Annotated in this window: 32 protein-coding genes, 6 tRNA genes and 1 rRNA gene; 3 read left to right on the top strand and 36 right to left on the bottom strand. The window is 42.1% G+C overall.

The window, feature by feature from the left end:
• From DXD11_RS13360 to DXD11_RS13330, 7 genes are all read right to left on the bottom strand, one after another.
• Window positions 1-422, bottom strand: a 422-nt coding sequence (locus DXD11_RS13360) for a hypothetical protein (RefSeq protein WP_147360986.1), incomplete at its 3' end; no start/stop codon positions are given.
• Window positions 412-690: a DUF4176 domain-containing protein gene (locus tag DXD11_RS13355; RefSeq protein ID WP_022216712.1), complete on the bottom strand. Its 279-nt coding sequence runs from the start codon at window positions 688-690 to the stop codon at window positions 412-414. The genes DXD11_RS13355 and DXD11_RS13360, both read right to left, overlap by 11 nt.
• A 60-nt stretch (window positions 691-750) precedes the next feature.
• The gene (locus tag DXD11_RS13350) at window positions 751-1,068 is read right to left on the bottom strand and encodes a WXG100 family type VII secretion target (RefSeq protein WP_015533471.1); all 318 of its coding nucleotides are present in this window, start codon (window positions 1,066-1,068) and stop codon (window positions 751-753) included.
• Between the two features lie 18 nt (window positions 1,069-1,086).
• A complete protein-coding gene (locus DXD11_RS13345) occupies window positions 1,087-1,386 on the bottom strand; it encodes a WXG100 family type VII secretion target (protein ID WP_015533472.1) in 300 nt (99 codons plus the stop codon).
• Between the two features lie 18 nt (window positions 1,387-1,404).
• The gene (locus DXD11_RS13340) at window positions 1,405-1,677 is read right to left on the bottom strand and encodes a WXG100 family type VII secretion target (protein WP_022216714.1); all 273 of its coding nucleotides are present in this window, start codon (window positions 1,675-1,677) and stop codon (window positions 1,405-1,407) included.
• 14 nt (window positions 1,678-1,691) lie between these two features.
• The gene (locus DXD11_RS13335) at window positions 1,692-2,009 is read right to left on the bottom strand and encodes a hypothetical protein (protein ID WP_015533473.1); all 318 of its coding nucleotides are present in this window, start codon (window positions 2,007-2,009) and stop codon (window positions 1,692-1,694) included.
• Window positions 2,010-2,033: 24 nt separating this feature from the next.
• Window positions 2,034-2,324, bottom strand: coding sequence for a WXG100 family type VII secretion target (locus DXD11_RS13330; protein ID WP_022216716.1), 291 nt, complete (start codon window positions 2,322-2,324; stop codon window positions 2,034-2,036).
• Between the two features lie 225 nt (window positions 2,325-2,549).
• Here DXD11_RS13330 and DXD11_RS13325 point away from each other — a divergent pair, with 225 nt between their 5' ends.
• Complete coding sequence (locus DXD11_RS13325) at window positions 2,550-3,083, top strand: DUF6120 family protein (RefSeq protein ID WP_118758585.1); 534 nt, start codon at window positions 2,550-2,552, stop codon at window positions 3,081-3,083.
• A 2-nt stretch (window positions 3,084-3,085) separates the two neighbouring features.
• The gene (locus DXD11_RS13320; protein ID WP_055147863.1) at window positions 3,086-3,559 is read left to right on the top strand and encodes a hypothetical protein; all 474 of its coding nucleotides are present in this window, start codon (window positions 3,086-3,088) and stop codon (window positions 3,557-3,559) included.
• A gap of 88 nt (window positions 3,560-3,647) precedes the next feature.
• Here DXD11_RS13320 and DXD11_RS13315 read toward each other — a convergent pair whose 3' ends face one another.
• The 16 genes from DXD11_RS13315 to DXD11_RS13240 form a co-directional block, all read right to left on the bottom strand.
• Complete coding sequence (locus tag DXD11_RS13315; protein WP_118758584.1) at window positions 3,648-4,172, bottom strand: hypothetical protein; 525 nt, start codon at window positions 4,170-4,172, stop codon at window positions 3,648-3,650.
• Window positions 4,173-4,199: 27 nt separating this feature from the next.
• Entirely contained in the window at window positions 4,200-4,478 is a 279-nt protein-coding gene (locus DXD11_RS13310; RefSeq protein ID WP_133300891.1) for a hypothetical protein, read from the bottom strand.
• A 6-nt stretch (window positions 4,479-4,484) separates the two neighbouring features.
• A complete protein-coding gene (locus DXD11_RS13305; protein WP_055273946.1) occupies window positions 4,485-5,735 on the bottom strand; it encodes a hypothetical protein in 1,251 nt (416 codons plus the stop codon).
• 3 nt (window positions 5,736-5,738) lie between these two features.
• Window positions 5,739-7,088: a hypothetical protein gene (locus tag DXD11_RS13300; protein ID WP_147360985.1), complete on the bottom strand. Its 1,350-nt coding sequence runs from the start codon at window positions 7,086-7,088 to the stop codon at window positions 5,739-5,741.
• Between the two features lie 37 nt (window positions 7,089-7,125).
• Entirely contained in the window at window positions 7,126-7,449 is a 324-nt protein-coding gene (locus tag DXD11_RS13295) for a hypothetical protein (RefSeq protein WP_055273941.1), read from the bottom strand.
• A 29-nt stretch (window positions 7,450-7,478) separates the two neighbouring features.
• Window positions 7,479-7,775, bottom strand: a complete 297-nt coding sequence (locus DXD11_RS13290; protein ID WP_015533476.1) for a hypothetical protein — start codon at window positions 7,773-7,775, stop codon at window positions 7,479-7,481.
• A gap of 206 nt (window positions 7,776-7,981) precedes the next feature.
• The gene (gene rplA, locus DXD11_RS13285) at window positions 7,982-8,674 is read right to left on the bottom strand and encodes a 50S ribosomal protein L1 (protein ID WP_015533477.1); all 693 of its coding nucleotides are present in this window, start codon (window positions 8,672-8,674) and stop codon (window positions 7,982-7,984) included.
• Between the two features lie 55 nt (window positions 8,675-8,729).
• Window positions 8,730-9,155 carry a 50S ribosomal protein L11 gene (gene rplK / locus DXD11_RS13280; RefSeq protein WP_015533478.1) on the bottom strand — a complete coding sequence of 142 codons (426 nt, stop codon included), beginning with the start codon at window positions 9,153-9,155 and terminating at the stop codon, window positions 8,730-8,732.
• 43 nt (window positions 9,156-9,198) lie between these two features.
• Window positions 9,199-9,726 carry a transcription termination/antitermination protein NusG gene (gene nusG, locus DXD11_RS13275; protein ID WP_015533479.1) on the bottom strand — a complete coding sequence of 176 codons (528 nt, stop codon included), beginning with the start codon at window positions 9,724-9,726 and terminating at the stop codon, window positions 9,199-9,201.
• A 15-nt stretch (window positions 9,727-9,741) separates the two neighbouring features.
• Window positions 9,742-9,954: a preprotein translocase subunit SecE gene (gene secE / locus DXD11_RS13270; RefSeq protein ID WP_015533480.1), complete on the bottom strand. Its 213-nt coding sequence runs from the start codon at window positions 9,952-9,954 to the stop codon at window positions 9,742-9,744.
• 27 nt (window positions 9,955-9,981) lie between these two features.
• Complete coding sequence (gene rpmG, locus DXD11_RS13265) at window positions 9,982-10,131, bottom strand: 50S ribosomal protein L33 (protein WP_004849439.1); 150 nt, start codon at window positions 10,129-10,131, stop codon at window positions 9,982-9,984.
• 134 nt (window positions 10,132-10,265) lie between these two features.
• Window positions 10,266-10,508 carry a hypothetical protein gene (locus DXD11_RS13260; RefSeq protein ID WP_117548522.1) on the bottom strand — a complete coding sequence of 81 codons (243 nt, stop codon included), beginning with the start codon at window positions 10,506-10,508 and terminating at the stop codon, window positions 10,266-10,268.
• Window positions 10,509-10,546: 38 nt separating this feature from the next.
• Window positions 10,547-11,023: a COG2426 family protein gene (locus DXD11_RS13255; RefSeq protein WP_022216200.1), complete on the bottom strand. Its 477-nt coding sequence runs from the start codon at window positions 11,021-11,023 to the stop codon at window positions 10,547-10,549.
• A 14-nt stretch (window positions 11,024-11,037) separates the two neighbouring features.
• A complete protein-coding gene (locus tag DXD11_RS13250; RefSeq protein ID WP_015533482.1) occupies window positions 11,038-11,832 on the bottom strand; it encodes an enhanced serine sensitivity protein SseB in 795 nt (264 codons plus the stop codon).
• A gap of 32 nt (window positions 11,833-11,864) precedes the next feature.
• Window positions 11,865-12,692, bottom strand: a complete 828-nt coding sequence (locus DXD11_RS13245; RefSeq protein WP_015533483.1) for a zinc ribbon domain-containing protein — start codon at window positions 12,690-12,692, stop codon at window positions 11,865-11,867.
• A gap of 80 nt (window positions 12,693-12,772) precedes the next feature.
• Complete coding sequence (locus DXD11_RS13240) at window positions 12,773-13,276, bottom strand: HD domain-containing protein (RefSeq protein ID WP_117548519.1); 504 nt, start codon at window positions 13,274-13,276, stop codon at window positions 12,773-12,775.
• Between the two features lie 219 nt (window positions 13,277-13,495).
• On the opposite strand from DXD11_RS13240, the gene murI reads away from it, so the two are divergent.
• The gene (gene murI / locus DXD11_RS13235; RefSeq protein ID WP_117548518.1) at window positions 13,496-14,263 is read left to right on the top strand and encodes a glutamate racemase; all 768 of its coding nucleotides are present in this window, start codon (window positions 13,496-13,498) and stop codon (window positions 14,261-14,263) included.
• A gap of 176 nt (window positions 14,264-14,439) precedes the next feature.
• Here murI and DXD11_RS13230 read toward each other — a convergent pair whose 3' ends face one another.
• From DXD11_RS13230 to DXD11_RS14370, 13 genes are all read right to left on the bottom strand, one after another.
• Window positions 14,440-15,066, bottom strand: coding sequence for a hypothetical protein (locus tag DXD11_RS13230; RefSeq protein WP_243105874.1), 627 nt, complete (start codon window positions 15,064-15,066; stop codon window positions 14,440-14,442).
• Window positions 15,045-15,284 carry a hypothetical protein gene (locus DXD11_RS14605; protein ID WP_242992581.1) on the bottom strand — a complete coding sequence of 80 codons (240 nt, stop codon included), beginning with the start codon at window positions 15,282-15,284 and terminating at the stop codon, window positions 15,045-15,047. The genes DXD11_RS13230 and DXD11_RS14605 overlap by 22 nt, the downstream gene beginning before the upstream one ends.
• Entirely contained in the window at window positions 15,250-15,582 is a 333-nt protein-coding gene (locus DXD11_RS13225) for a 4Fe-4S dicluster domain-containing protein (RefSeq protein WP_330410570.1), read from the bottom strand. The genes DXD11_RS14605 and DXD11_RS13225 overlap by 35 nt, the downstream gene beginning before the upstream one ends.
• A 249-nt stretch (window positions 15,583-15,831) precedes the next feature.
• Window positions 15,832-18,015 carry a TerD family protein gene (locus DXD11_RS13215; protein ID WP_118758583.1) on the bottom strand — a complete coding sequence of 728 codons (2,184 nt, stop codon included), beginning with the start codon at window positions 18,013-18,015 and terminating at the stop codon, window positions 15,832-15,834.
• Between the two features lie 188 nt (window positions 18,016-18,203).
• Window positions 18,204-19,541 (bottom strand): uracil-xanthine permease family protein, encoded by a 1,338-nt coding sequence (locus tag DXD11_RS13210; RefSeq protein WP_118758582.1) that lies wholly within the window; start codon window positions 19,539-19,541, stop codon window positions 18,204-18,206.
• A 96-nt stretch (window positions 19,542-19,637) separates the two neighbouring features.
• Complete coding sequence (locus DXD11_RS13205) at window positions 19,638-21,017, bottom strand: amidohydrolase family protein (protein WP_118758581.1); 1,380 nt, start codon at window positions 21,015-21,017, stop codon at window positions 19,638-19,640.
• A gap of 403 nt (window positions 21,018-21,420) precedes the next feature.
• A tRNA-Leu gene (locus DXD11_RS13200) sits at window positions 21,421-21,506 on the bottom strand.
• A gap of 30 nt (window positions 21,507-21,536) precedes the next feature.
• Window positions 21,537-21,609: transfer RNA gene (locus tag DXD11_RS13195), tRNA-Val, on the bottom strand.
• 32 nt (window positions 21,610-21,641) lie between these two features.
• A tRNA-Asp gene (locus tag DXD11_RS13190) sits at window positions 21,642-21,715 on the bottom strand.
• Between the two features lie 30 nt (window positions 21,716-21,745).
• A tRNA-Ile gene (locus DXD11_RS13185) sits at window positions 21,746-21,819 on the bottom strand.
• A gap of 9 nt (window positions 21,820-21,828) precedes the next feature.
• Window positions 21,829-21,901 (bottom strand) — tRNA-Val (locus DXD11_RS13180).
• A 31-nt stretch (window positions 21,902-21,932) separates the two neighbouring features.
• Window positions 21,933-22,006 (bottom strand) — tRNA-Asp (locus DXD11_RS13175).
• 75 nt (window positions 22,007-22,081) lie between these two features.
• Window positions 22,082-22,186: ribosomal RNA gene (locus tag DXD11_RS14370) — 23S ribosomal RNA — on the bottom strand; the annotation flags it as partial.

Genomic DNA, 22,186 nt, shown 5'->3' with positions numbered 1-22,186 from the left:
GCCGTAGCTCCCAGTACAGCAGGGCAGACTATCGCCACTGCAGCAGTAACCACAAGCACACCTATGCCTATAGCCAGCTTTCCCTCACTGGTCTCATACCATGGAGTTTCAGCATATAGGTTGCATAGAGTCTGTCCAGATGCCTCGAATTTTTCATTACATTCTTTATATAGATCGTATGCCTCATCCAGAATCTTCTTCAGAGTTCCAAGCCGATCATATTCGTCTACCAGTTGAGCACGATATCTGTCCAGGGATGATATATCCAGAGATTCCGCCATCTTGCTTATGTATATTATATCTCTCTGACGTCTGATATCATCAATATACTGTCCAAGTGTATCATATATCTTTGACAGCCTGTATGGTTCATCTTCAAGCCTGCCAAGGTCTACATACAAAAGCACTCCTCTATTTTCCATTATTTCCCTCATTCAGGTATTTGTCAACAAATTCAAACTCTTCCGGGTCCTGAAATCCAACAAAATATACCCGTTCTATCTGGTCATGGTCAAACATATACGTCTGTTTTGTAGATATATTTCCCTCTGGATACAGGCATCCTATATAATCCCTTACGCTATCTGAATCCTCTGCCTTCTGCAGTCTTCCATATATCATCAACCTTTTATTTGCGTTCTTTAATAACACAACCGAACCGATCGGCAGATATTTCTTAAATTCAATCATAATAACCTCCTCAATCTCAAAATGCCATCTCTGATAGCTATCAGAGATGGCACTTCTTTCCTACGAAATAATATTTGCTGCAAGCGATTCCGTTGCCGCTGCATTCTTTTTCTCTGTTGTCGTATATTCTTTAGCAAGTTCTGTAAGATTATTTACATGTTCATTAATCATTCGACCCATGGTATCCATATCCGTCTGCAGTTTTCTAAATTTGTTTATATACGATGCAGACGCATCTCCTGTCCATGATGATGAAAGTCCAGTGACATCATTCATCATATCATCTGTCAACGATTTCGTCTGAGTCATAACTGATTTAAAATCAGCAGCCTTAGCCTCCAATTCCGCCGGGGTGACTTTCAAATTCATATCTGACATATCTGTATTTTCCTCCCTTTAATACTTTCTCTGAGCCACTGTATTTGCATTTGTGGCTTCTGTAGTTTCATAATTAGCTATTATATTGTCCAGCGCTGAACAATACTGTTCTATCAGATTACTAAAATTTGTCATCTGTGAAACATCACTCTCAACTGCAGAGCTGAAAGCTTTTTTCGCGCTACCATCCCATGTACTGTTCAGAGCCTCCTTACTGTCTCTGAGCTTGGTTATCTGCTTCTTAAGAGACTGATTTTTCGAGCGAAGCTCTGTTGTTCTTTTCGTCATCTCTGACGATGTTACTGAAAATGCTCCCATACTTGATCCTTCCTTCTATTATTGATTTTGGTATATATTTGAAGCCTCCCGGCTCATACCCACGCCTAAATTTTCAAGTGCTGTACATGTATTGGATATGTCATTGTATACACTTTCGAGTTTTCCAATATATTTGTCACTTGCATCCCCTTTCCAGTTTTTTCTTATAGTCTCGACTTCACTTCCCAAATCAGATAAAACATACTGCTTTATACTTGCTTCTGAATTCAAGTAGCCATTTATAGCCGCTGCTATTTCTGAATAGTCCAAATCACTAATCTTTTTTTCCATGTGCTTACATCCCTTCAGCGAATTATGTTATCTGGTAACGATGAGGTCATATCACCATTCACAACTTCAGCAGTGATGTAGTTTCCTATAACCTCACCCAATGTATCACCATACGAATACATATCCTCCATAAATGCCTGCATAGTATCCATCTTCGATACAAGATCAGAATAAATATCTGCCCAGCCTTCACTCTCCCAATATTCCTGTATCTTGCCACAGGTTGATATGATCGTATCATACTGATTTCCCAGATCTGTTGCCCCCTTGATCAAGGTATCATGAAATGTTTCCAGTTTATTTATCGGTACTTTCACCGTCTCAACATACATACTTTCCCTCCGTTATTAAGCACCCTAGCCAATCAGAGCAATTACATTTTTTTCACAAGTCTCAAACGTATTGCATACATCAAGCAATGAGTCCACTTTCTTTTGAAGATCCTCATACATGGATTTAACTTTACTATCGCTGTTCTCAAATTTTGTATTAAATGAGTCTGCTGCAGGGCCTTTCCATTCTTTAATAAGATCTTGATAATCATTCTGGATGTTTCGTCTGTCAATTGTGCTTTGATCCAGACAGTCCTGTATAATCACAAGATCTGTGTGCAGCTTCCTTGTATCGACATTTATCTTATCCGACATAATCTTTCTCCATTCAATTATTTTGTATTTTTAGTATTACATCTTTTAAACCGTTTTGTCAACAATGGTTTTGTTTTTCTAAATTTATTTGTTTATATTTTTGTAACTAACAGCCACATTTTGACAAAATTTGTTTATTAATGTCAAAAGCATTATTGATTTTCTGATATTTTAGCATAAAATAATATTAGTTCATATTGAAATTGTATTAAAAGGAGAATGAAAGTGAACACCAACTCAGCATATGAAAAAAACGAAAAAACTGTAGATAAGTATATTAAAGCTATTAAAAAAGAGTTTCCAATATACAGAAAGGGGGAAAAGAGATATTTAAAGATGTTGCGTAGTTCTATGTATGATTACGCAGTAAGTTTTGAAGGCGAGTTGATCACAGTATCACATCTGTCTGAAAAGTTTGGAAGTCCTAAAGATTGTGCCAATACATATATTGAATATTTAGGCACAGATACTATATGCCACAACATGAACGGAAAGAAATATGGAAAATATATTTTCATTACCGCGCTTTCTGTTATACTGGGTTTTGCAATATGTATATCAGTTATGTTGTATAAGGAATGGCAGATATCCAGACGTACTGATATTGCATCAACTACTATTATCCTTCAAGAGGGTGTAGTGCCAAATGATCTTTCAGAGTATACATGGACAGGATCATCTGATGGAGATGTGCCTTCAACCAATAACACGGAAACTCCAAATGATAATACTAACAATAATACAGATACGGAGGAATAAATATGAATAAAAAATTACGCAGATTATTAGCTATATGTTGTATGATCTTCATCTGTTTGTCTACAGTAAATGTTCCAACTGTTAAGGCCGCAGAAGAAGATACGAGCGATGACTCTCTTACATTTGTGGAAGTTATCGAGGAAATGCCAACTCAGCCATCTCTGAGTAGAGCCGCAAAAACAAAAAGTGCTACCAAGACTGTATACTGCAATGATTCCAACGGAAATACGCTCTGGAGCCTTAGGATTGTCGCAACATTCAGTTATACAGGTTCTTCCAGCAAATGCACATCAGCCAAGGCTGGTGTATCATCTAATAGCTCATACTGGAAGGTGTCTGTGTCCAGTTGCACGAGATCTGGCAACAAAGCCACAGCAACTGCAGTTGGAAAAAAGTATTCCTCAAAGGGCGTACTGCTTCAGACAGTAAATAAATCAGTTACTATATCATGTTCAGCTAACGGAACTATTTCCTAATTTCCTAGTTAGTTATACAAGATAAAGAACAAGGCCACATACCACACGAAATATCTTACAGATTTTTCATATGGTATGTGGCCTTATTTTATCTGTACCGGCCAGACACCCCTGCTAATGCAGATCTTATAACCAGCTCCAACGCAGTAGTAACAACGTACAATGCTATGCATATTACCAACTTCACGCCCGTAGAAAGCTTCTCACTTTTAGCAACCATAAACGTCACGACTGCCGCAGTTCCGAGCAGCAAGCCTCCTATGGCACCACCCATTATTCCCCAATATTCTATAAAATATAATACATAAAATACTACTATCCAGGCAGGAGCTTTTTGATTAGCTCCTGCACCATCTGGATATGTTCCCAGATCCATTCCATCCATAATGAGACTGATACCACTCACTGCGCTTATAACCAGATTCAGTTCTTTTCCTGCTAACGGAACTGTATAGTTCAACTGTTTATCTTTTCTTAAGGTGCCTGTTCTCTCCAGTGATCTGAGTTTGAATGCCTCACCACCATTAATAAATATACTTCCTTTCATGTACTCCACCAGATATTGAACACCATCTATCTGTACATTCCAACCATATTTCTTTGTATCTGCCATTGTTTTAGCTCTCCCTTTTCCATTAAATTATTTCTCATTTTGTTTTTTATAAATTTCGGATGCCTGCTCACTCATACTCATTGCCATATTATATGCTGCGGTATTTGTGTCACTAATTGCATTGTATAGCAGCTCAAGTTTACCTACGAATAAGGTCTCCGCTTCGCCCTTCCAATTCTTGTTAAAGCTTTCTGCCGATTGAAATAAACTATCTAGAATATATTGACTTATATTATTTCGGATTCCCAATATACCATTTATAGCAGACTCTATTTGAGCATACTCATAATCTGTTATTTTTTCCAACACAAATCACCTCCCCGCAATGTTTTTATTTTCACTCTTCATGTACTTTATATATTTATCAAATTTTTGCTCTGATAATTTATCAAATACCACCGGCATACATGAACCATCTGACATAGAATAGACTCCTGAAAATTCCGATGAATCAACAAGTGCATATTCAACATTCCCCGGAAGCTTCTCTATACAATCCTCCACCAAAATAAATGTAAATGCACAGACACACAGATCATCACGCAGTGCTTCCACAATTCTATGATTTTCCAATAAAGCCATATCATCTATAAACACTATGTACCGCGGTTTCATATTTTCTACGCCGACTCCATTCAAAGCCTTTCTTTCCTCGATTGCCTGTGCCAGCATGTCTAATACTTTTCCTCTTTTTTCAGGAGTGCCTGCTACAAGACTAATGCCCGTCTCCATCTGAGTTCTCGTGAACGACTCATATTTATTCCACCCCTTACTATTAACACTATCATACACAAATGCAACCTTAAGATCCTCCGGCACTTCACTTACCAAAATCTGCGTAGACAATGCCCTAACTATATCGTATGCCTTCCTCTTGTCACCGTGTCCTACTACGCCAAGTAATCCCACCTCGTCCAGACTTATCGCTTTAGGGATATCATGTATTATTCCGTATTCCTCTTTGAGTTTTTTACAAGTTCTCTTTAACTTAATATTCTGTGGTGTATTTACCATATTGGGAAGTATGATATGCTCTGATATATCCAGATCACCTGTTCCTAGTCTATATGTAAGCATTACATCTCCCTGATTGCGAATCTTTTTCTCTCCCCTCATAATTCTTCTTATCAGATCCTCTGCCGGCACAAACCGTTTGTTCATCCATTCTAAAGCGGCTTCTCTATAAGAAATTATCTGCTTGCTAACATCCTCCAAATAGTTCTCTCTTATTTTTTTTATTTTCTTTCTTGAGGGTCTATTTCGTAAATAATCACGAATACTATCATATAAGACCACAAGAACAATCACTATTCCTACTGGTACAGCCCCCAGAAGCATAAGCGTATATCTTGTAACGGAAGGGCTTGGATGCGGTTCACCTGTCATCTCCATATATTTATAATACGCATACACGCCCAAAACCGCATAAAATGCTAATATTTTTATAGCTGTCCATATATCTTCTTTATTTTTATTAAGTTGGGGAATCGCATGCAATTTGAGATCACTCTCCATGCTTGGAAATCTTTCAATAATATTTTTATTTGTATCTTCTCTAATCATTTCTTACCTAATAAATTTAATTTCAACATCGCTATCTAATGCACACTTTGCTTTCATGTATAGATCTTTTAAATCTCTATTTGATATACTCCGTCCTCTTGCATCAATAACTATTGTCTGCTTTGTTCCTGTGGGCAAATTTGCTTTCATTTTCTGGCTTCTTGTCGTGACATCTTTGATAAGCATTGCCCTTCCACTTTCATTTTGAATATTATAACTTCTGACATCAATACAACTTCCATCCTTATACAATGTCGGACTTATACTTCCTTGAGCATTACGCGTTGATTTTTCTCCATTTAAAAAAGCCTGATTTTGACTGTAACCTTCATTTTTACTTGTAATTTTCCGGACAGTTTTCTCTTTTGTCGAAAGCTTTCCAACCTTGCGCTTTTCTCCTTCCATTGCCTTATTTTTTTCTATACTTTTTGTTCTTTTTACGTCAACAAATTTCTCGCCAATTCCAACAGCAGTATCTATCGCTAAATTATATGTAAAATTCTCTTTATATTGAATTGCGGCATCCTCCAACGAAACGTTTCTACAATGTGATTTCTCTTGGGCGCAATATATGGATGTCGACAAAGCCGAATTCCCCGCCATTACTGCGAAGTTAACGCCATTTACATAACCGGTTATTTTATATTGCTGTAAAAAAGCTGCAGTATTAGTCATCGTCTTTGCACTTTTCACTATAGCCAACGTCTCCCCAAAACCTTCCAGTAATCCAGTGGCTCCACCTTCCAAAGCACCCCACATATATGCATCAGCAAAGGCATCCGCAGGATTTTCTCCATTTTTGCATGCCATATAACATGAATACTCTGCATTCATCATAGATGTTGTTAGAGAACCCCACGCCATGTCTGCCGTTACTGTCTCTATCATAGTTGCTGCTGTTGTACTTGTCATTGTGCCAGTAGACATCGCTGCAGCAGTAACCTCTGGTGCTACAATAGCAATCACCAGCAATCCCACTATTATGCTCGTTCCAATGACTATCTTTCCTTCATTTGTCTTTGTCCACGGGGTAATTGCATATTGATTTCCAAGATCTATACCCATCTGAGTATATGTATCATTACACGTCTTATACTCTTTGTATATATCTTGCAAAGCTTTTGAAAACTTGTTCAACCGATCAGCTTCTTCCACAAACTCATCATAAGTTCTTATAAGTGCTGGCATGTCATATAACTCATCTGCCATTTTGCTGTATCGTATAATATCCATCTGCCTTTTATACATATCTATGTAATCCCCAAAGTTTTTACTGACGTTATTAAATTGTTCTACTTCGTCCTCCAGCTTCTCAAGATGTACATATAGTTCTATACCAGTGCCGTCCATCATTTACCCCTTAATATTACTTTTTAACCCAATATTCCTTTTAGTTAATTACGTCTCCCGACAAAGATTCTCCAATATCCACATTAATTGCTTCCACAGCATCATAGCTTTCTGTAATATTTACAATATCCTTATAGTAATTAGTCATATCGTCTACGATCTCATTCATACGATCTGATTTGTCTGCCATATCTTCATAAATCTCTGTCCATCCATCACTTTCCCAATAACCATTTATTTTGTTGCACGTTTCTATAATACTTCCAAATCGCACAAGCATATCCGCATAGTTCTGCGCAAATAGTTTTTCAAATAGCAACATTTGCCTTAATGGCACCACTATTATTTCTGTATCGCTTTTCACATAACCATTCCTTCCTGAATTTTGCTCGATCAGAGTTCCTGAATCCTATCCAATACAGAAGCTTCACACTTCTCAAACAATTTACACATGTCATAAACGCCATCTATCTTATCCTTAAGATCACTATATAAAGCCTTCATATTGGTCATAGCATTTCGAAATCCTTCATCATAAGTTTTTGCGGCCGGCCCGCTCCACTGTGACGCAAGTTCTTCATATCCACACTGAATAACAAGTCTTTCGCGCATACTCGCATCAATATCGTCCTTCAACGCCTTTATATCCGCATGTAACTGTTTTGTATTAATATTTATTTTTGTCGCCATACTCATCCTCTCCATTTATGTTATATACAGTATCTTACTTTTGGATATAGTTGTCAATATGTATTTAGATAATCTATTTTATGTTGATCAGTATTTATTGTCATCGTTTTTTGCATACAAAAAGCCCCACACCCTACGCAATATCCTGAAGATATCTCATAGTGGTGTGGGGCTTTTGTGTGACTGATGTTCAGGTCAACCGGCTTTTATACGTAGCTTGTTGTGTTAATCTTTACACCAGGGCCCATTGTTGAAGCAATTACAACGCTCTTAAGGTACTGACCCTTAGCAGCAGCTGGCTTTGCCTTAACAATAGCATTTATTAAAGTCTGGAAATTCTCGTTTAACTGTTCCTCTGTGAAAGAAACTTTTCCCACTGGCACATGGATAATGTTGGCTTTGTCAAGTCTGTACTCTATCTTACCAGCTTTGATATCTGAGATAGCCTTAGCTACATCCATAGTAACTGTTCCAGCCTTAGGGTTTGGCATGAGACCCTTTGGTCCAAGTACACGACCAAGACGTCCTACAACGCCCATCATGTCAGGTGTTGCAACAACAACGTCGAAATCTAACCATCCCTCGTTCTGGATCTTTGGCACGAGCTCGTCTCCACCAGCGTAATCAGCGCCTGCTGCAAGAGCCTCGTCAACCTTTGCACCCTTAGCAAATACGAGAACCTTAACAGTCTTACCTGTTCCGTGTGGAAGAACTACGGCACCACGAACCTGCTGATCAGCGTGACGTCCATCAACACCGAGTCTGAGGTGTGCCTCTACTGTCTCATCAAACTTAGCTGAAGCCATCTTCTTAACTAAAGCAACTGCCTCAGTTGCCTCGTAAGCAGCGGTCTTATCATAGAGCTTGCTTGCATCTACATATTTCTTACTCTTTATCATTATTATAAACCTCCTGTGGTCATATCGGGAGCGACCCTCCCACTAAATATCTGTATTACTCTTCAACTGTAACGCCCATTGAACGAGCTGTTCCAGCGATCATGCTCATAGCTGACTCAAGGCTTGCAGCGTTCAGATCCTTCATCTTAAGTTCAGCGATCTCCTGAACCTTAGCCTTAGAAATTGTTGCAACCTTAGTCTTCTTTGAGTTTGCAGAACCTGACTTGATGTTACATGCCTTCTTGATAAGAAGTGATGCAGGTGGAGTCTTTGTAATGAAGCTGAAGCTCTTATCCTGGTATACTGTGATAACAACAGGAATGATCATGTCACCCTCATTAGCTGTTCTTGCATTGAATTCCTTTGTGAAAGCAACGATATTTACACCGTGCTGACCAAGAGCTGGTCCAACAGGTGGTGCAGGAGTTGCCTTTCCTGCAGGTATCTGTAATTTGATGTATCCTTCTACTTTCTTTGCCATTTTAGCATTCCTCCAAAATACTGTGGTACAATCCACTTGATAATTACAACTTCTTGATATCAGCAAACGCAATATCAACAGTATTCACACGACCAAACATTTCTACTTCGATGGCTACGGTCTGTTTTGCAGTATTAATTGCCTTAATTGTTGCTACTGTGCCTTCCCAGGCACCTGAAGTAACCGTTATTGAGTCTCCCACTTCAACATCGATGACAACCTCCTCTGAGGTCTGATACAGATTGCTCAGCTCCTCATCAGTGAGTGGTACAGGCTTTCTTGGATCTGATCCAACAAATCCTGTAACTCCTCTGGTATTACGTACAACATACCATGTAACATCGTTCATGATCATGTTGATGAGAACGTAACCAGGAAGTATCTTTCTCTCGATCGACTTTGGCTTACCATTCTTAATCTCTGTGGCATCTTCAACCGGAACGACTACCTCTAAAATCTGGTCTTGTAAATTTCTGTTTTCTTTTGTTTTCTCAATATCAGCCTTTACTTTGTTTTCATATCCTGAGTAGGTATGAACAACATACCATCTTGCATTCTCTGCCTCTGACATATTCTCCACCATCCTTTACCCAACTATGAAATTCAAACCAATCTGGATCAACCAATCTACGATAGCTATGATACAGCCGAGTACGACTGAGGAAACAACTACCGCAAATGACTGTCTTGCAAGGGAGCTCTTGTCAAGCCATGTAATCTTCCTGAACTCTCCCTTTAATTCCTGAAACCAGCTTCTCTTGAGAGTATTTGACTTTTCTTCTTTACTAGATTTAGACATAACTCTATTCCTCCTTACTGGTTCAGACTATTTTGTCTCCTTGTGTACTGTATGAGCCTTGCAGAATCTACAGTACTTCTTTGTTTCCATTCTGTCTGGATGCGTTTTCTTATCCTTTGTCATATTGTAATTACGCTGTTTACAATCCTGACATGCCAATGTTATTTTAACGCGCATTTCCACTTACCTCCATTGTTATTTTAAGGCACAAAAAAAAGACCTCTTTCATCGCAAAGTCTACAATAACACAATCGACCTATGCAAGTCAAGAAGTCTTTTATATAATTTCTAGTATATTTGATCCTGTCCGTCTATCTTCCGTTTGTACTCATGTCTTTTATGACATCTATGAGATCCATGTCGGAATCTGTGAGCTTCACATTGGTACAAATGGTCTTGCCCTCTGTATCTGTGATCTTCACTTCTATTATATAGCCTTCCTTTATTCCTGTGGCTGCGGCTGCCCTGAGGAACATAGGGAACTTTGGATGATTCATGACGAACCGCTCCCAGGCTCCTTTGATCTTAAACATCATTCCCGGATTAAATGCCATATTTATCAACCTCTCTGTAAATCTTACTTATATCAGTATTATTTCAAAAGACCTATCGCTCCGAACAATCCTATACTTCCAAGGTACATGATCACTCCTGCCATGATCACTCCCAGCATGACCATGATAACGCTTTTCTTCCAGTCAAGCTCAAGGAAGCTGGCTGCCAGTGTTCCTGTCCACGCCCCGGTTCCCGGAAGTGGTATTCCCACGAACAGCAGAAGTGCGATATACACTCCAGTGCCGGACTTTGCCATGAGCTTCTGTCCGCCGTGCTCTCCCTTCACAAGACACCATGTGAAGAATTTGCCTATGAATCTCTTGTCTTTTCCCCACTCAAGCACACGTCTTGCAAACCAGTATATAAATGGAACCGGTATCATATTGCCTATGACGCACACTATAAATGACGGTATACTCGGAAGTCCAAAGCCCACCGAATACGGTATGGCGCCTCGAAGCTCAAGTATTGGTACCATGGATATAAGAAATATAGTCAGATATTTTTTTAACATAACGATCCTCTCATTTAATTTTCAAGTCCGGCTCTAACATAGAACGGCTCTGTCACCTCTGTCACTTTCTTACCAAGCATGTTGTCTGCTCTGACCAGTGCCACCTCGATGCCAAATGAATGAGGCTTCATAAGAGGTATGAGTCCGGCAAATACAGGCTTCTCGTCTCCGTTTACCTCAAGAGCAACAAGATACTTATCCTCCTGTCCCTGCTCCTCCATCATCTGTATATACGCTCTGTCAACATTCTCTTTGTCTGCCAGATACTCTCTTGCAGCATCAAGCATCTGTATCGGCTGATACTTTGGTGTTCTGAGCTTGACTGTTGCGCCTGGCTTGATCTTGCTCTGTACAAGTCCTGTACGTGAGCGCTCTCTGTACTGACGGATAAACTCTCCTGATATAAAGCAGTTCTCAGTGAAAGGATTCATAGCTATTCCGCTTATGTTTCCATTTGAATTGAACACAAGATCCTCAAGCTGCTTATATGGAAGTATTATTCTCTGGAAGCCATCGTTAAACTGCGATGAAGCCATCGACTCATAATCTGTGAAGCATGGAAGTACCTTGTCTCCCTGCTCATTTGTCAGAAGTGAGAAGTTGATCTTCACTCCGTCCTGGAATGTAACCTTTCCATTCTCATCAGGCTTTGGCTCCTGGTCGAACTTTGCAGGAACTATAAATACTGCATGGACCACTGACTCAAAGAGCTGCTTAAGTGTATCCTTGTTCTCATTTTCTCTAACTGCGTGCATAGCCTCAACAAGCTCCACGTTCTCAATCTTTTTTCCAATGTCTTTTACGTCCATCTCGTTATCCTTTCATTAATTAAGTGTGTATTCTATCTCTTCTCACCGTAATGCTCGTTGTAAAGCTTCACCGCTTCCTCATAGTGCTCTTCATCAGCCTTTGCCTGATCTGATCTCTTGGACAACACAAGGTCCGGTCTCACATCCGGCATGCTCTGGCCTATCCTTGAGGTAAATTCCGTAAAGAACTCCTGGCCACCTGCATATGATGCCATCGGTATAGCCACCATTCCCTTTGAGGTTGCAAATATGTATCCTCTGTTCACGTGATAGAACGGCTCTACAACGCGCTCATTCTCTACTATATCATCTATCTCGTATTTTCTCCACATAAATGGTATCTTACTGAAATATATCGCCTTGTCATCCATCTTCACCGCCGATGATACCGCTATCCTACAGAATATCGCAAGTATAACGCTCACACAGAATGCAAGTATGACTGCAATCCTTCCCATACCTTTATTGAGACTGTCCACTCCAAATACAGCCATCACAATGAGGAACAGTATGAGCAGGCTTACTATGAATACCATAGGTCCAACTGTGGAATAACCTCTCATAACTCCGTTCTTATTCTTGCGGCATTTTCCGTAGTAGCTTATTCTTGAAGGCTTCATACCGAGATCCTCTCCACACAGAGGACAATACTTCTGGTTGACCGTACAGTTTGCCGGTATTGATTTGCCGCAGTGCGGACATCTGAAGAATATGGTGTTTATAATGCCTGATATAAGCGCAAGCACTACGAACAGAATCCAGCCCATGCTTATATTTCCTGCAAATGCAAATCCAAATATACACAGCACTCCTACTATTGGCAAAGCTGTAGACAGTAACTTTGATATATAAAGCTTCATCTTTCTCCTCCAAATCTGACAGTGGCATCTACACTGTCACCATCTCTGACCTGTTAAGTATAACATAATTCATCTTTTTTTCAATATTCCAGCGAAAAGAGCTGTCTGCACAGCATTTTGCCGGATTCCGTGGCAAATATATTATCGTATGCCGTCCTTATAGTATCTGCGTCCGCCTTATCCTCATACATGTTGACGAGGAAATCGGCCTCCACCAGTATCTGATAATCCAGACCGTCTATATTCCTGTAGGTGTGGTGATGTGCCACCAGATAACATGCCCTCTCCACTGCGGCATCTTCTGCACCTGCCTCTCTGAGCAGCCGTCTTGCCTCAGGAGGTCCCTCCTGTTCCTGTAGCTTGCCATTATTATATCCATATTTCAGTTCTGCGTTCTTTATGCCTATATCGTGGGCAAGTGCTGCGATCTCCAGGACCTGCATCTCGTCGGGCTCCATGCCCTCCATCTCAGCTATCAGCTTCGCAAATGAATGAACCTTCAGGAAGTGATGTACCCGTCTGGAATCCCCGGCATAGTATTCAATCATTTTCTCTTTTACTATAGAAACCAAATCTCGTGCCATGTCATCATCCGCCTTTCTTTGTGACTCGTATCATTCTAACACCACTATTTGTGAATAGTCTATACAGTTTATAAACATTTAATCTTCCTTACGCCCGGATTTTCTGTTACTTCTATAATATATACTTCCGTAAGTTGTTTTTTATTGACTATAATAGTATAATTTTGGGTTAGAGATAAACTATCAATACAAGTGATACAAAACATTGGAGATTTTATTATGGACACACGTTCAATTGGAGTATTCGACTCAGGGCTAGGCGGAATAAGCGTTCTCCGCGACATCGTGGAGCTCATGCCCTGTGAAAATTATATATATTTTGGTGATTCAGCACACGCACCTTATGGAACAAAGACCAGAGAGGCCATTCTTGAGAGATCGGAGCAGTGTACCAATTTTCTTCTCGCAAAGGATGTTAAGGCGATCGTCATCGCCTGCAACACCGCCACAAGTGTTGCAGCATCCACGTTGAGACAGCAGTATCCCTCAATTCCTATCATAGGCATTGAGCCGGCTCTGAAGCCTGCGGTTCTGTGGAAGGAGCACGACAAGGTTGCCGTCATGGCCACCCCTGCCACACTGGCTCTACCTAAATTTCATGAACTCATGAAACATTATTCAAAGGAGTCCGATATCTACCCGGTTCCATGTCCGGGCCTTGCAGATTATGTTGAGAGAGGAATATTCGACGGTGAGGAGATCACTGAATTCCTGAAGGGACTGCTCGCCCCATCTCTGGAGAAGCATGTGGATGCAATCGTTCTCGGCTGCACTCATTATCCTTTTGTGGAAAAGGTTATACAGCGCATAGCCGGACCTGACGTGAAGATCTTCAATGGAGCCCACGGCACCGCCCTGGAGCTTCAGAGGAGACTGCGCATTGCTGAGCTTCTCACGCCTTCCATAGAGAAGGGCACTGTGGAGTTCTACAGCAGCAGCACAAACCCTGAAACCATTAAACTTTGTCACCAGCTTTTTGAAGCATAAATGCCGGACGGCTCAAAACATATATCCAACATAAAAAAGTCCGTGTATGTACATGATCAATCACGTTCTACAGCTGTATTCACTACCGATTGTCCATGTACATACACGGCTTTTTGCTGAATATATATTTTTTGAGCCTGACTACGACTTATTTTCAAAACTGGTTCTCGGAATTGTTAAAATGCATATGGATGATCCCACACTTTGAGTTTCGTGCCTATATCGTGAACCAGTGCGTAGGTGTAACATTCATATGCCCATGCCACGTCCTCTGTTGGCATGCCCTCTATGGATACGAGGATGATCTCGTCGTCGGATTCACGGCCGGGCTTCTTGCCGCGGATTATCTCTCCGAATGTAGTAAGGGAATCCCTCTCGATCAATCCATCCTGCACCATATAGACGAAGTCCTCTCCCATGCAGCCTGTGTGGAGTCTATCGCCATTTTCATCATATCCAACATTATCTTCCTCTGCATAATTCTCATACATTCCGTAGTTGTCTATAACTTTTTTCAAGTCAACAATACTCTTATGCACCATATTGAAGGTACTTGTAGAGATGACCAGCGCTCCAGGCTTGAGCCACTCTCGCTTGTACTCTGGCCACTCGCCCTCCTTACATGAGACTGCCTCAGTTATGATGTCGGCATCCTTAAGTGCCTCCTCCATATCCTTGCACAGAACTATATTTTTTACCTGAGGATAATTTTCCTCTATGTACTCTTTCATCTTGATCGCATTTGCCGATGTCGGTGAGCTGCCCTTTATCTTGATGGTGTCTACGTCAAATCTCTGTGACATGATGGCTCTGAGACTTGATCTGCAGGCATAGCAATGAATCTTCTGTCTCTTGCATTATTGACAGGAAAATTCTCTATAGGCGACTTCTTAGGGAAATATAACATAAGTCCATGGGCATCATTATACGGGCCGCCCATGAGGAAATCCCCATCCTCCATGAGTCCCATTGTCTCTTCCATCACATCAACGCATCTTCCAGGATGAAGCACTCCTGACATTTACGACCTCCGCCTCGCACACCTCATGTCCATCACGGCCAAGTGCCACTCCCTTTGTTCCTTTCTCAGGAATAGGCAAGAATTCATACGGAAGTGTAACCGTTCCATAGCCATCCCCGGTATCCTCGTCCACCAGGAATATCGCCTGTACTGAACAGCTTGCAACACACATACCACATCCTATACATGGATTCTCCGTCACCGTTGGAAGTGATGTAATATTTGCGTCTATGCTTATACATCCCTTCGGGCACGCATCCTGACATGGGTTGCACGGAATGTATGTGGTCAAATACATGCAGAGCCACAACACCAGGATCGACACCATAGGAGCCTGCGACTGCTATACACTTGACATCCCAGGAAGCAATCCCAAGTCCAGGTATTACCGTACCAAGAACGTATTCTTCTTCGCCCCATACCTTGAGAACTCGGACTGCAACTATGTACTTCCAGCAGGACGATACCTCTCCATGACATACAGGGGTGACCTGACCAAAACAAGGGAACTGCTGCCACTGCTCACTCTATTCTCTAAAAATTGTATCTACAGATACTCACCCATGAACAGCTCCGTGTCGTATGGGGTTATCACCATTTTATCACGCTCATTCTCCACTGTATCATTATTCAGATACAACGCAGTGTCAAACACAATGTCAGCGTCCTCTCTGTTGTCCACCAGCACTCCTCTGCCCATGACATTGAGCGCGATAAGATCATAGAGATCTGGTTTCTTCACATTCACCATGGAATAGCATACCGCCGCAACTCCAGATAGATTGCTCTCCAGATTATTGCCACCGGTATTCATGTGTACTCCACTGAGCGACATATTCATGTCACACCAGATAAACTCCCGCTTAACACAGTCAAATATTACAGGGATGCACACCATGCTGCCCGCCGTCAGATCCAGCTTCTGCTCCACCATCTTTGGCTCATATATCTCGCCCGAATCCACATCAGCTCTCTCCATCCATCCAAACATTGCGTGAGGCATATCCGCATAGGTCTGACAGGTAAAGCTGTACACCTGGTACACCACATACCTTGCCCCACATCTCACAACGGAATCCACGTCCACATCAAGGAACTCACTGACACCATCGCCGTCCACCGGGCCGCCATTTACAATGTCGCCCGAATGGCATGCCTTATATTTTGCAGATTTCAGATTGGTATATGACACATGCTCCATGTAGTTCCAGTTCTCGTCAAATATAGCCGCCGACAGGTCTATGTCGACTCTTCCATCGTCATACGACTCCAAATCACATTTGTCCATATTCGTCCACCATATAAATGCCCTCACAGCATTTGTCTGCGAATCCATAGGAAGTCTTGAACCCCTGACTATGGTCTTCATCGCCTTGCTGGCGCTTCTCTGGCTGAATGGTACCACATAATTCCTGTAGTCCTCAGACAGGTACACCTTACCCATAGGCTCCCTCTGTCCATATATCTTCACAAGCGCATTTTCGCAGATCCGAATAACTTCCTGACAGTATTTCTCATCTATATCTGGCAGATTGTTTCGCTCGCTGTGGCACTTTGCAAGACTCCCCTTTGGGAAGAACACTCTTACATCCGCCTGCTCAGCTCTGTGCAGGAAATGCTCTCTCACCTGAAGCAGCACCGGTGTCGACACCTTCTCCGCCACAGACGCAAAGCTCCTTATAACAGACTCTTTATGTGCCACTCTGAGCAGTTGGTCCAGTCGCCTTGCCAGTTCACCCGGTCTCTTCACCAGTTCTGCAAGCGCACTTTCATACTCACCGTAAGCAAGGTCAAACTCAACCTTTCCCGCAAATGTCTCTATCTTCCTGTTATTTCTCAGCTTGTCAAATGCATTTATCGCCCTGTCATATGCCAGAGTATATCTGCTGCAGTCAAACTCAGAAGGATGGATCCTCTCTCCAATCCTGATCCATCTCTCCTTATATCTCAGCATGTCCTCCTCTATATTCGGACAGCCAGACAGAAGCTCCATGATCATCCTTCTCTGTCTGCGTGAAAAGCTTCTGTATCTAGTATTCTCCGCAAGACTCACATCGCCATCGCTCATTGCTGTGACGAGTCTCAGCACATCAGTTGCTGTCTTTATATACTTTCTGAGCCCGCTGACTCTTGCCAGAGGATTCTTCTGCAGATAGAGCGCAGAGATGTACGCAGCATTCTCCTTGTGTGGTATGTTATCAGGCAGCTTCATATTCTCAGTCTCGAATAAATATGCTACATCCTCCCTGTCAGTTCTTGATATGGATGTTCTCGACGTACAGATATTGTCAAATATCTGTCTCACATCAGCCTCACTTCCAAGCTGCAGAACTTTGACCTTCGTCTCATCAAAAAGTGGCAGTCTGTCATTTACACGCTTTCTGTGATTCTTTGGATACAGGATACCATCCGACCAGTAATGCACCATCGCATTTATATACAACTCAGAAAAATGTGCATCCATAACGCCCTTAGGGAAATCGGCATACATAGGCATATACACAACATTTGCACCTTTCAGCTTCATAAGCGCAGCTTTGAGTTCAAGATAAAATTCTGTCAGTTCATTGACGCTGTATGTTCTGAGAACGTCAAACACCTCCCTGGAAAATGTATATCCAAGTTCTTCGATGTTCTTCATAATGGTCGTTATGCAGCGGTCATTTGCCACCTTTGCAGTACCAATGCCAAGTATCACTTTGTTCTTACGCCTGAGCAATATCTCGTTCATAACATTTCTCTCTATTAATGAGGAAACCGGTGGCGGTAAGCTTTTACATTTATCATCCCAATTAAGAAGGAACCACCACCATAGCCTCTTATGATCCTGTATTCAGGGCCTCAATAACTTATGAACCCAATATATCAAACCATGATCGTCAAATCAATGAACCGCTAGTTTAGAAGTCACGCAGTGGGCTATCCCTCAAGCGCGACCTTCACAACCTTTTTCTTTCTGGGAAGGCAGAGCTGGAGCACCACCGCTATGGTTGCACCAACTGCAGTACCTGATGACATGAAGTAGTTCAGGAACTGAGGCATTGCGTTCATCACATCTGTAGGAATGACTATAGTTGCCACAGCAGCCACGACTGAGATTCCAACGATAAGTGATGATCTCTCATCAAGAGGCTCACTCTGTATGATCTTGATTCCATTTGATATGAGCAGGATACATACAACCGCAAATACACCATTTACGACAGGTGTCGGTATACATGATATGACGGTCATAAGCTTTGGACATACGCCGAGCACCATGAGTATCATACCACCCGCAATGATCGCCATACGGCTTCCAACCTTTGTTATCGCAAGTACTCCGGCATTTGACGAATATCCTGTCATCGGTGTTCCTCCGAACAGTGAACCGACAAGACATCCAACGCCCTCACCAATAGTAGCGCGATCTATTCTCTTATCGCTGAGATCCTCGCCTGTGATGGCACTGATCGTCACCCATGTTCCTGTTGTATCGAGAAGTACGATAAGGTAAATGAACATCATGAGTATACAGGACTTGATCTCAAACTTTGGAAGTCCAAAGTGGAAAAACTCCGGAAGCTCGAACCATGCTGCATCGTGTACAGAGCTGAAGTCCGCAGCTCCCATTGCTGCAGCAACCACGGTTCCGGCAACCAGTGCAAGTATTACTGATACCATGTGAAGTATCCTGTTATGCTTAAGCTTGTACTGAAGTATCATACATACGATGAGCACTCCTGCAGCAGTAAGACCTGATGCTACATTTGCACTTAAGTTTCCATCTGAGCTTGCGATCCCTTTGGCCGCTGTAGGTGTCAGTGATATTCCAACTATAAGTATGATGATACCACCGATAAATGGAGGTATTGCCTTTCTCACAAATTTTGAGAATCCCTTGAATATACCCAGCAATATGATCATGATCGCTCCGGGGATCAGACTTCCTATCATTGCACTGACTCCCATGGTCGCGCCTATCGTACACAGAGCTCCAAGCGGTACATATGATGGACCCTGTATGATAGGGTACTTCATGAAGAATCCCGCCTGGAGTATAGTTGCAATTCCACATGCAAAGAAACTCATCTGAAGGAAAAATGATAACTCTCCTCCTGCCAGTCCTATCGCCGCTCCAAGTATCAACGGCATGATATACAGATCCATTGACAATACATGCTGCATTCCGAGAAATGCCGCCTTGCCACAGCTTATCTTCTCATTTACGCCAACTATGAGCTGGCTGTCATTTTCTATTATCTTCTTATCTTCCATATGAATGCGCCTCCCTATCTTATATTTGTTTCAATACAGATTTTTCAAATATATTTATTATGGTCTGATGGTCCTCTTTGTTTATCCTCATCCATCTTATTTATCTGCAATCTGCTTTTTCAGAACCACAAGCTCGCTGTTTATTTCATCTATCAGGCTTCGCTCATCTATGCCACAAGTGAACTTTCCTCCCTGATATACAACCTTTCCATTTACTATCGTTGTATCGATATTTTCCTCGGATGACGCATATACGACCGTCGCCTTTGCATCATGCATAGGTGCCGACTTCAAATGATTAGGGTCAAATATTATTAAGTCCGCATTCTTGCCGGACTCCAATGTTCCCAGCTTGTCAGCCATTCCTATTGCCTTTGCTCCCCCAGCCGTCACCATGTGTATGATATCGTCTGCGCTGATGACTGCCGCATCTCTGTGTATTCCCTTCTGTATGAGAGCCGCCAGCTTCATGCTCTCCAGCATGTCCGTACTATTGTTGGATGCCGCACCATCCGTTCCTATAGATACATTTACCCCGGCTGCAAGGCTCTCTGGAATAGGTGGTATTCCTGAACCAAGATAAAGATTAGGTGCTGGATTGTGGCTTATCGACACTCCATATTTTGCAAATCTCTCTATGTCATGAGGTGTGAGGTTTACACAGTGGACTGCCAGGAATTTGTCTGTCAGGAATCCTATCTCCTCAAGCATATCCACTATATCCTTGCCGTAATATCTTCCGCACATCTCATTGTCGACCTCGGTCTCCTTGATGTGCATTGAATACCTAACATTCTCGCTAAGACAATACTCAAGCATCTCCTGATAGCCTTCCTTTGTGGTTGACCAAGTGACATCCGGACCTGTCCAGATCGAAAGCATATCATTTTCTTTATAAGCTTTCTTCAGTGCATCGACTTCCTTCATGGCCTTGCCAGCAGGCTCAAGGAAGCACTTCGGCATTCCGTATTCCTCTCCGGTATCCTGAAATGTTCTGATAAATACACTACGGATACCCGTTGATACCATTCCCTCTATACAGGAATGAGCCAGTTCAGAATCCTGATTGGTGTAGAAGAACTCACTCATCGTCGTACATCCACTCTTTATCGCCTCCATACAGGCAAGCTGTGCTGCCAGCTCATGCTGATGTGGTGTCATGTACTGTCCATATGGGAGTGCTGAAAGATTCAACCACTCTATCAGTCTGTGATCAGCTCCAAGTCCTTTCAGGAATGACTGGAATATATGTATATGTGTATCTATAAATCCCGGAAATACCACCTTGCCCTCGGCATCTATCACACGTCCGGCGCCCTCACATTCCTGAAGCTCCTCCGGTGTCAGCTCATTCATTTCCTTTATCAGAGTTATCTTCTCTCCCTCTATTCCTATGATTCCCTTCGCATACACTTTTCTGTCCTCATCCATTGTGTGTATCTGCGCATTTTTGATTATCAGATCATAACTCTTCATAGCTCATTCCTCCTGACTTTGAATATCCACTAAAAAAGGAGTCCTTCCCCGGCAGTGTGTGTTAAAACATTCCACACAAACTGCTTTCGAAAAGACTCCTTTGTCCTGTTCTAAATCTTCTGTATTACATTTTCATTTTCCGCGGTATAAACAAAAAAAGAACCATACAGCTATCTGTTTTGGTGTTAAGGAAAACAGATAAAACTTTTGGTTCCTGATGGCTCGTATCTTAGCACTATCCCGTCAAATGGTCAATACTCATAACCTCTGTTGTTATATTTTTATTTTTTTAAAGGACTTTACCTTAATATCTTATGTTTATGCCATTTTTGCTTAATATTTTAAGGTAAAGAAAAAAGCCTGAACCCCTTGATTTTCCTTAGGTTTCAGGCTTTTAATTTAATGCCGGCGACCGGAATCGAACCGGTACGGGAGGTTAGTCCCGCAGGATTTTAAGTCCTGTGCGTCTGCCAGTTCCGCCACGCCGGCATTCTGCACCTTATTAAAAGGTTTAGAAAATGGGACCTATAGGGCTCGAACCTATGACCCTCTGCTTGTAAGGCAGATGCTCTCCCAGCTGAGCTAAGATCCCATTTGTTAAAAAGTATTCTGTTATGAATACAGCGACCCGGATGGGGTTCGAACCCACGACCTCCGCCGTGACAGGGCGGCGCTCTAACCAGCTGAGCCACCAGGCCATATTCATTGTTTCTTATTATTAGTAAGAGTGGACGTTCGGGGACTCGAACCCAGGACCGATCGGTTATGAGCCGATTGCTCTAACCAACTGAGCTAAACGTCCTCATTTAAGTGGGACCTATAGGGCTCGAACCTATGACCCTCTGCTTGTAAGGCAGATGCTCTCCCAGCTGAGCTAAGATCCCATTCATAAAAAGTATTCTATTGTGAATACAGCGACCCGGATGGGGTTCGAACCCACGACCTCCGCCGTGACAGGGCGGCGCTCTAACCAGCTGAGCCACCAGGCCATATTCAAAGGTATGTACCTTCAGAATTTCACACAGAAAGAGGTATCTTCTAAAGCTTATCTCTTAGAAACCTCTAAGGATAAGTCCTCGACCTATTAGTACTTCTCAGCTGAGTGCGTTACCGCACTTACACACAAAGCCTATCAACCTTGTAGTCTTCAAGGGGTCTTACTCCGAAGA

It is taken from the genome of Coprococcus sp. TF11-13, assembly GCF_003481085.1.
Lineage (GTDB): Bacteria > Bacillota > Clostridia > Lachnospirales > Lachnospiraceae > Coprococcus > Coprococcus aceti.
This window is presented reverse-complemented; position numbering and strand designations above follow the sequence as displayed.

What these genes read in the sequence shown, in the direction of transcription:
- rplA (WP_015533477.1), bottom strand. Translation starts at nt 8,674, where the DNA reads ATGATAAAGAGTAAGAAATATGTAGATGCAAGCAAGCTCTATGATAAG.
- DXD11_RS13205 (WP_118758581.1), bottom strand. Translation starts at nt 21,017, where the DNA reads ATGAAGAGTTATGATCTGATAATCAAAAATGCGCAGATACACACAATG.
- DXD11_RS13300 (WP_147360985.1), bottom strand. Translation starts at nt 7,088, where the DNA reads ATGATGGACGGCACTGGTATAGAACTATATGTACATCTTGAGAAGCTG.
- DXD11_RS13250 (WP_015533482.1), bottom strand. Translation starts at nt 11,832, where the DNA reads ATGGACGTAAAAGACATTGGAAAAAAGATTGAGAACGTGGAGCTTGTT.
- DXD11_RS13290 (WP_015533476.1), bottom strand. Translation starts at nt 7,775, where the DNA reads ATGGCGACAAAAATAAATATTAATACAAAACAGTTACATGCGGATATA.
- DXD11_RS13215 (WP_118758583.1), bottom strand. Translation starts at nt 18,015, where the DNA reads ATGAACGAGATATTGCTCAGGCGTAAGAACAAAGTGATACTTGGCATT.
- DXD11_RS13255 (WP_022216200.1), bottom strand. Translation starts at nt 11,023, where the DNA reads ATGTTAAAAAAATATCTGACTATATTTCTTATATCCATGGTACCAATA.
- nusG (WP_015533479.1), bottom strand. Translation starts at nt 9,726, where the DNA reads ATGTCAGAGGCAGAGAATGCAAGATGGTATGTTGTTCATACCTACTCA.
- secE (WP_015533480.1), bottom strand. Translation starts at nt 9,954, where the DNA reads ATGTCTAAATCTAGTAAAGAAGAAAAGTCAAATACTCTCAAGAGAAGC.
- DXD11_RS13320 (WP_055147863.1), top strand. Translation starts at nt 3,086, where the DNA reads ATGAATAAAAAATTACGCAGATTATTAGCTATATGTTGTATGATCTTC.
- DXD11_RS13305 (WP_055273946.1), bottom strand. Translation starts at nt 5,735, where the DNA reads ATGATTAGAGAAGATACAAATAAAAATATTATTGAAAGATTTCCAAGC.
- DXD11_RS13260 (WP_117548522.1), bottom strand. Translation starts at nt 10,508, where the DNA reads ATGGCATTTAATCCGGGAATGATGTTTAAGATCAAAGGAGCCTGGGAG.
- DXD11_RS13335 (WP_015533473.1), bottom strand. Translation starts at nt 2,009, where the DNA reads ATGTATGTTGAGACGGTGAAAGTACCGATAAATAAACTGGAAACATTT.
- DXD11_RS13345 (WP_015533472.1), bottom strand. Translation starts at nt 1,386, where the DNA reads ATGGGAGCATTTTCAGTAACATCGTCAGAGATGACGAAAAGAACAACA.
- DXD11_RS14605 (WP_242992581.1), bottom strand. Translation starts at nt 15,284, where the DNA reads ATGTCAGGAGTGCTTCATCCTGGAAGATGCGTTGATGTGATGGAAGAG.
- DXD11_RS13355 (WP_022216712.1), bottom strand. Translation starts at nt 690, where the DNA reads ATGATTGAATTTAAGAAATATCTGCCGATCGGTTCGGTTGTGTTATTA.
- DXD11_RS13340 (WP_022216714.1), bottom strand. Translation starts at nt 1,677, where the DNA reads ATGGAAAAAAAGATTAGTGATTTGGACTATTCAGAAATAGCAGCGGCT.
- DXD11_RS13230 (WP_243105874.1), bottom strand. Translation starts at nt 15,066, where the DNA reads ATGTCACAGAGATTTGACGTAGACACCATCAAGATAAAGGGCAGCTCA.
- murI (WP_117548518.1), top strand. Translation starts at nt 13,496, where the DNA reads ATGGACACACGTTCAATTGGAGTATTCGACTCAGGGCTAGGCGGAATA.
- DXD11_RS13210 (WP_118758582.1), bottom strand. Translation starts at nt 19,541, where the DNA reads ATGGAAGATAAGAAGATAATAGAAAATGACAGCCAGCTCATAGTTGGC.
- rplK (WP_015533478.1), bottom strand. Translation starts at nt 9,155, where the DNA reads ATGGCAAAGAAAGTAGAAGGATACATCAAATTACAGATACCTGCAGGA.
- rpmG (WP_004849439.1), bottom strand. Translation starts at nt 10,131, where the DNA reads ATGCGCGTTAAAATAACATTGGCATGTCAGGATTGTAAACAGCGTAAT.
- DXD11_RS13315 (WP_118758584.1), bottom strand. Translation starts at nt 4,172, where the DNA reads ATGGCAGATACAAAGAAATATGGTTGGAATGTACAGATAGATGGTGTT.
- DXD11_RS13245 (WP_015533483.1), bottom strand. Translation starts at nt 12,692, where the DNA reads ATGAAGCTTTATATATCAAAGTTACTGTCTACAGCTTTGCCAATAGTA.
- DXD11_RS13330 (WP_022216716.1), bottom strand. Translation starts at nt 2,324, where the DNA reads ATGTCGGATAAGATAAATGTCGATACAAGGAAGCTGCACACAGATCTT.
- DXD11_RS13240 (WP_117548519.1), bottom strand. Translation starts at nt 13,276, where the DNA reads ATGGCACGAGATTTGGTTTCTATAGTAAAAGAGAAAATGATTGAATAC.
- DXD11_RS13225 (WP_330410570.1), bottom strand. Translation starts at nt 15,582, where the DNA reads ATGTATTTGACCACATACATTCCGTGCAACCCATGTCAGGATGCGTGC.
- DXD11_RS13350 (WP_015533471.1), bottom strand. Translation starts at nt 1,068, where the DNA reads ATGTCAGATATGAATTTGAAAGTCACCCCGGCGGAATTGGAGGCTAAG.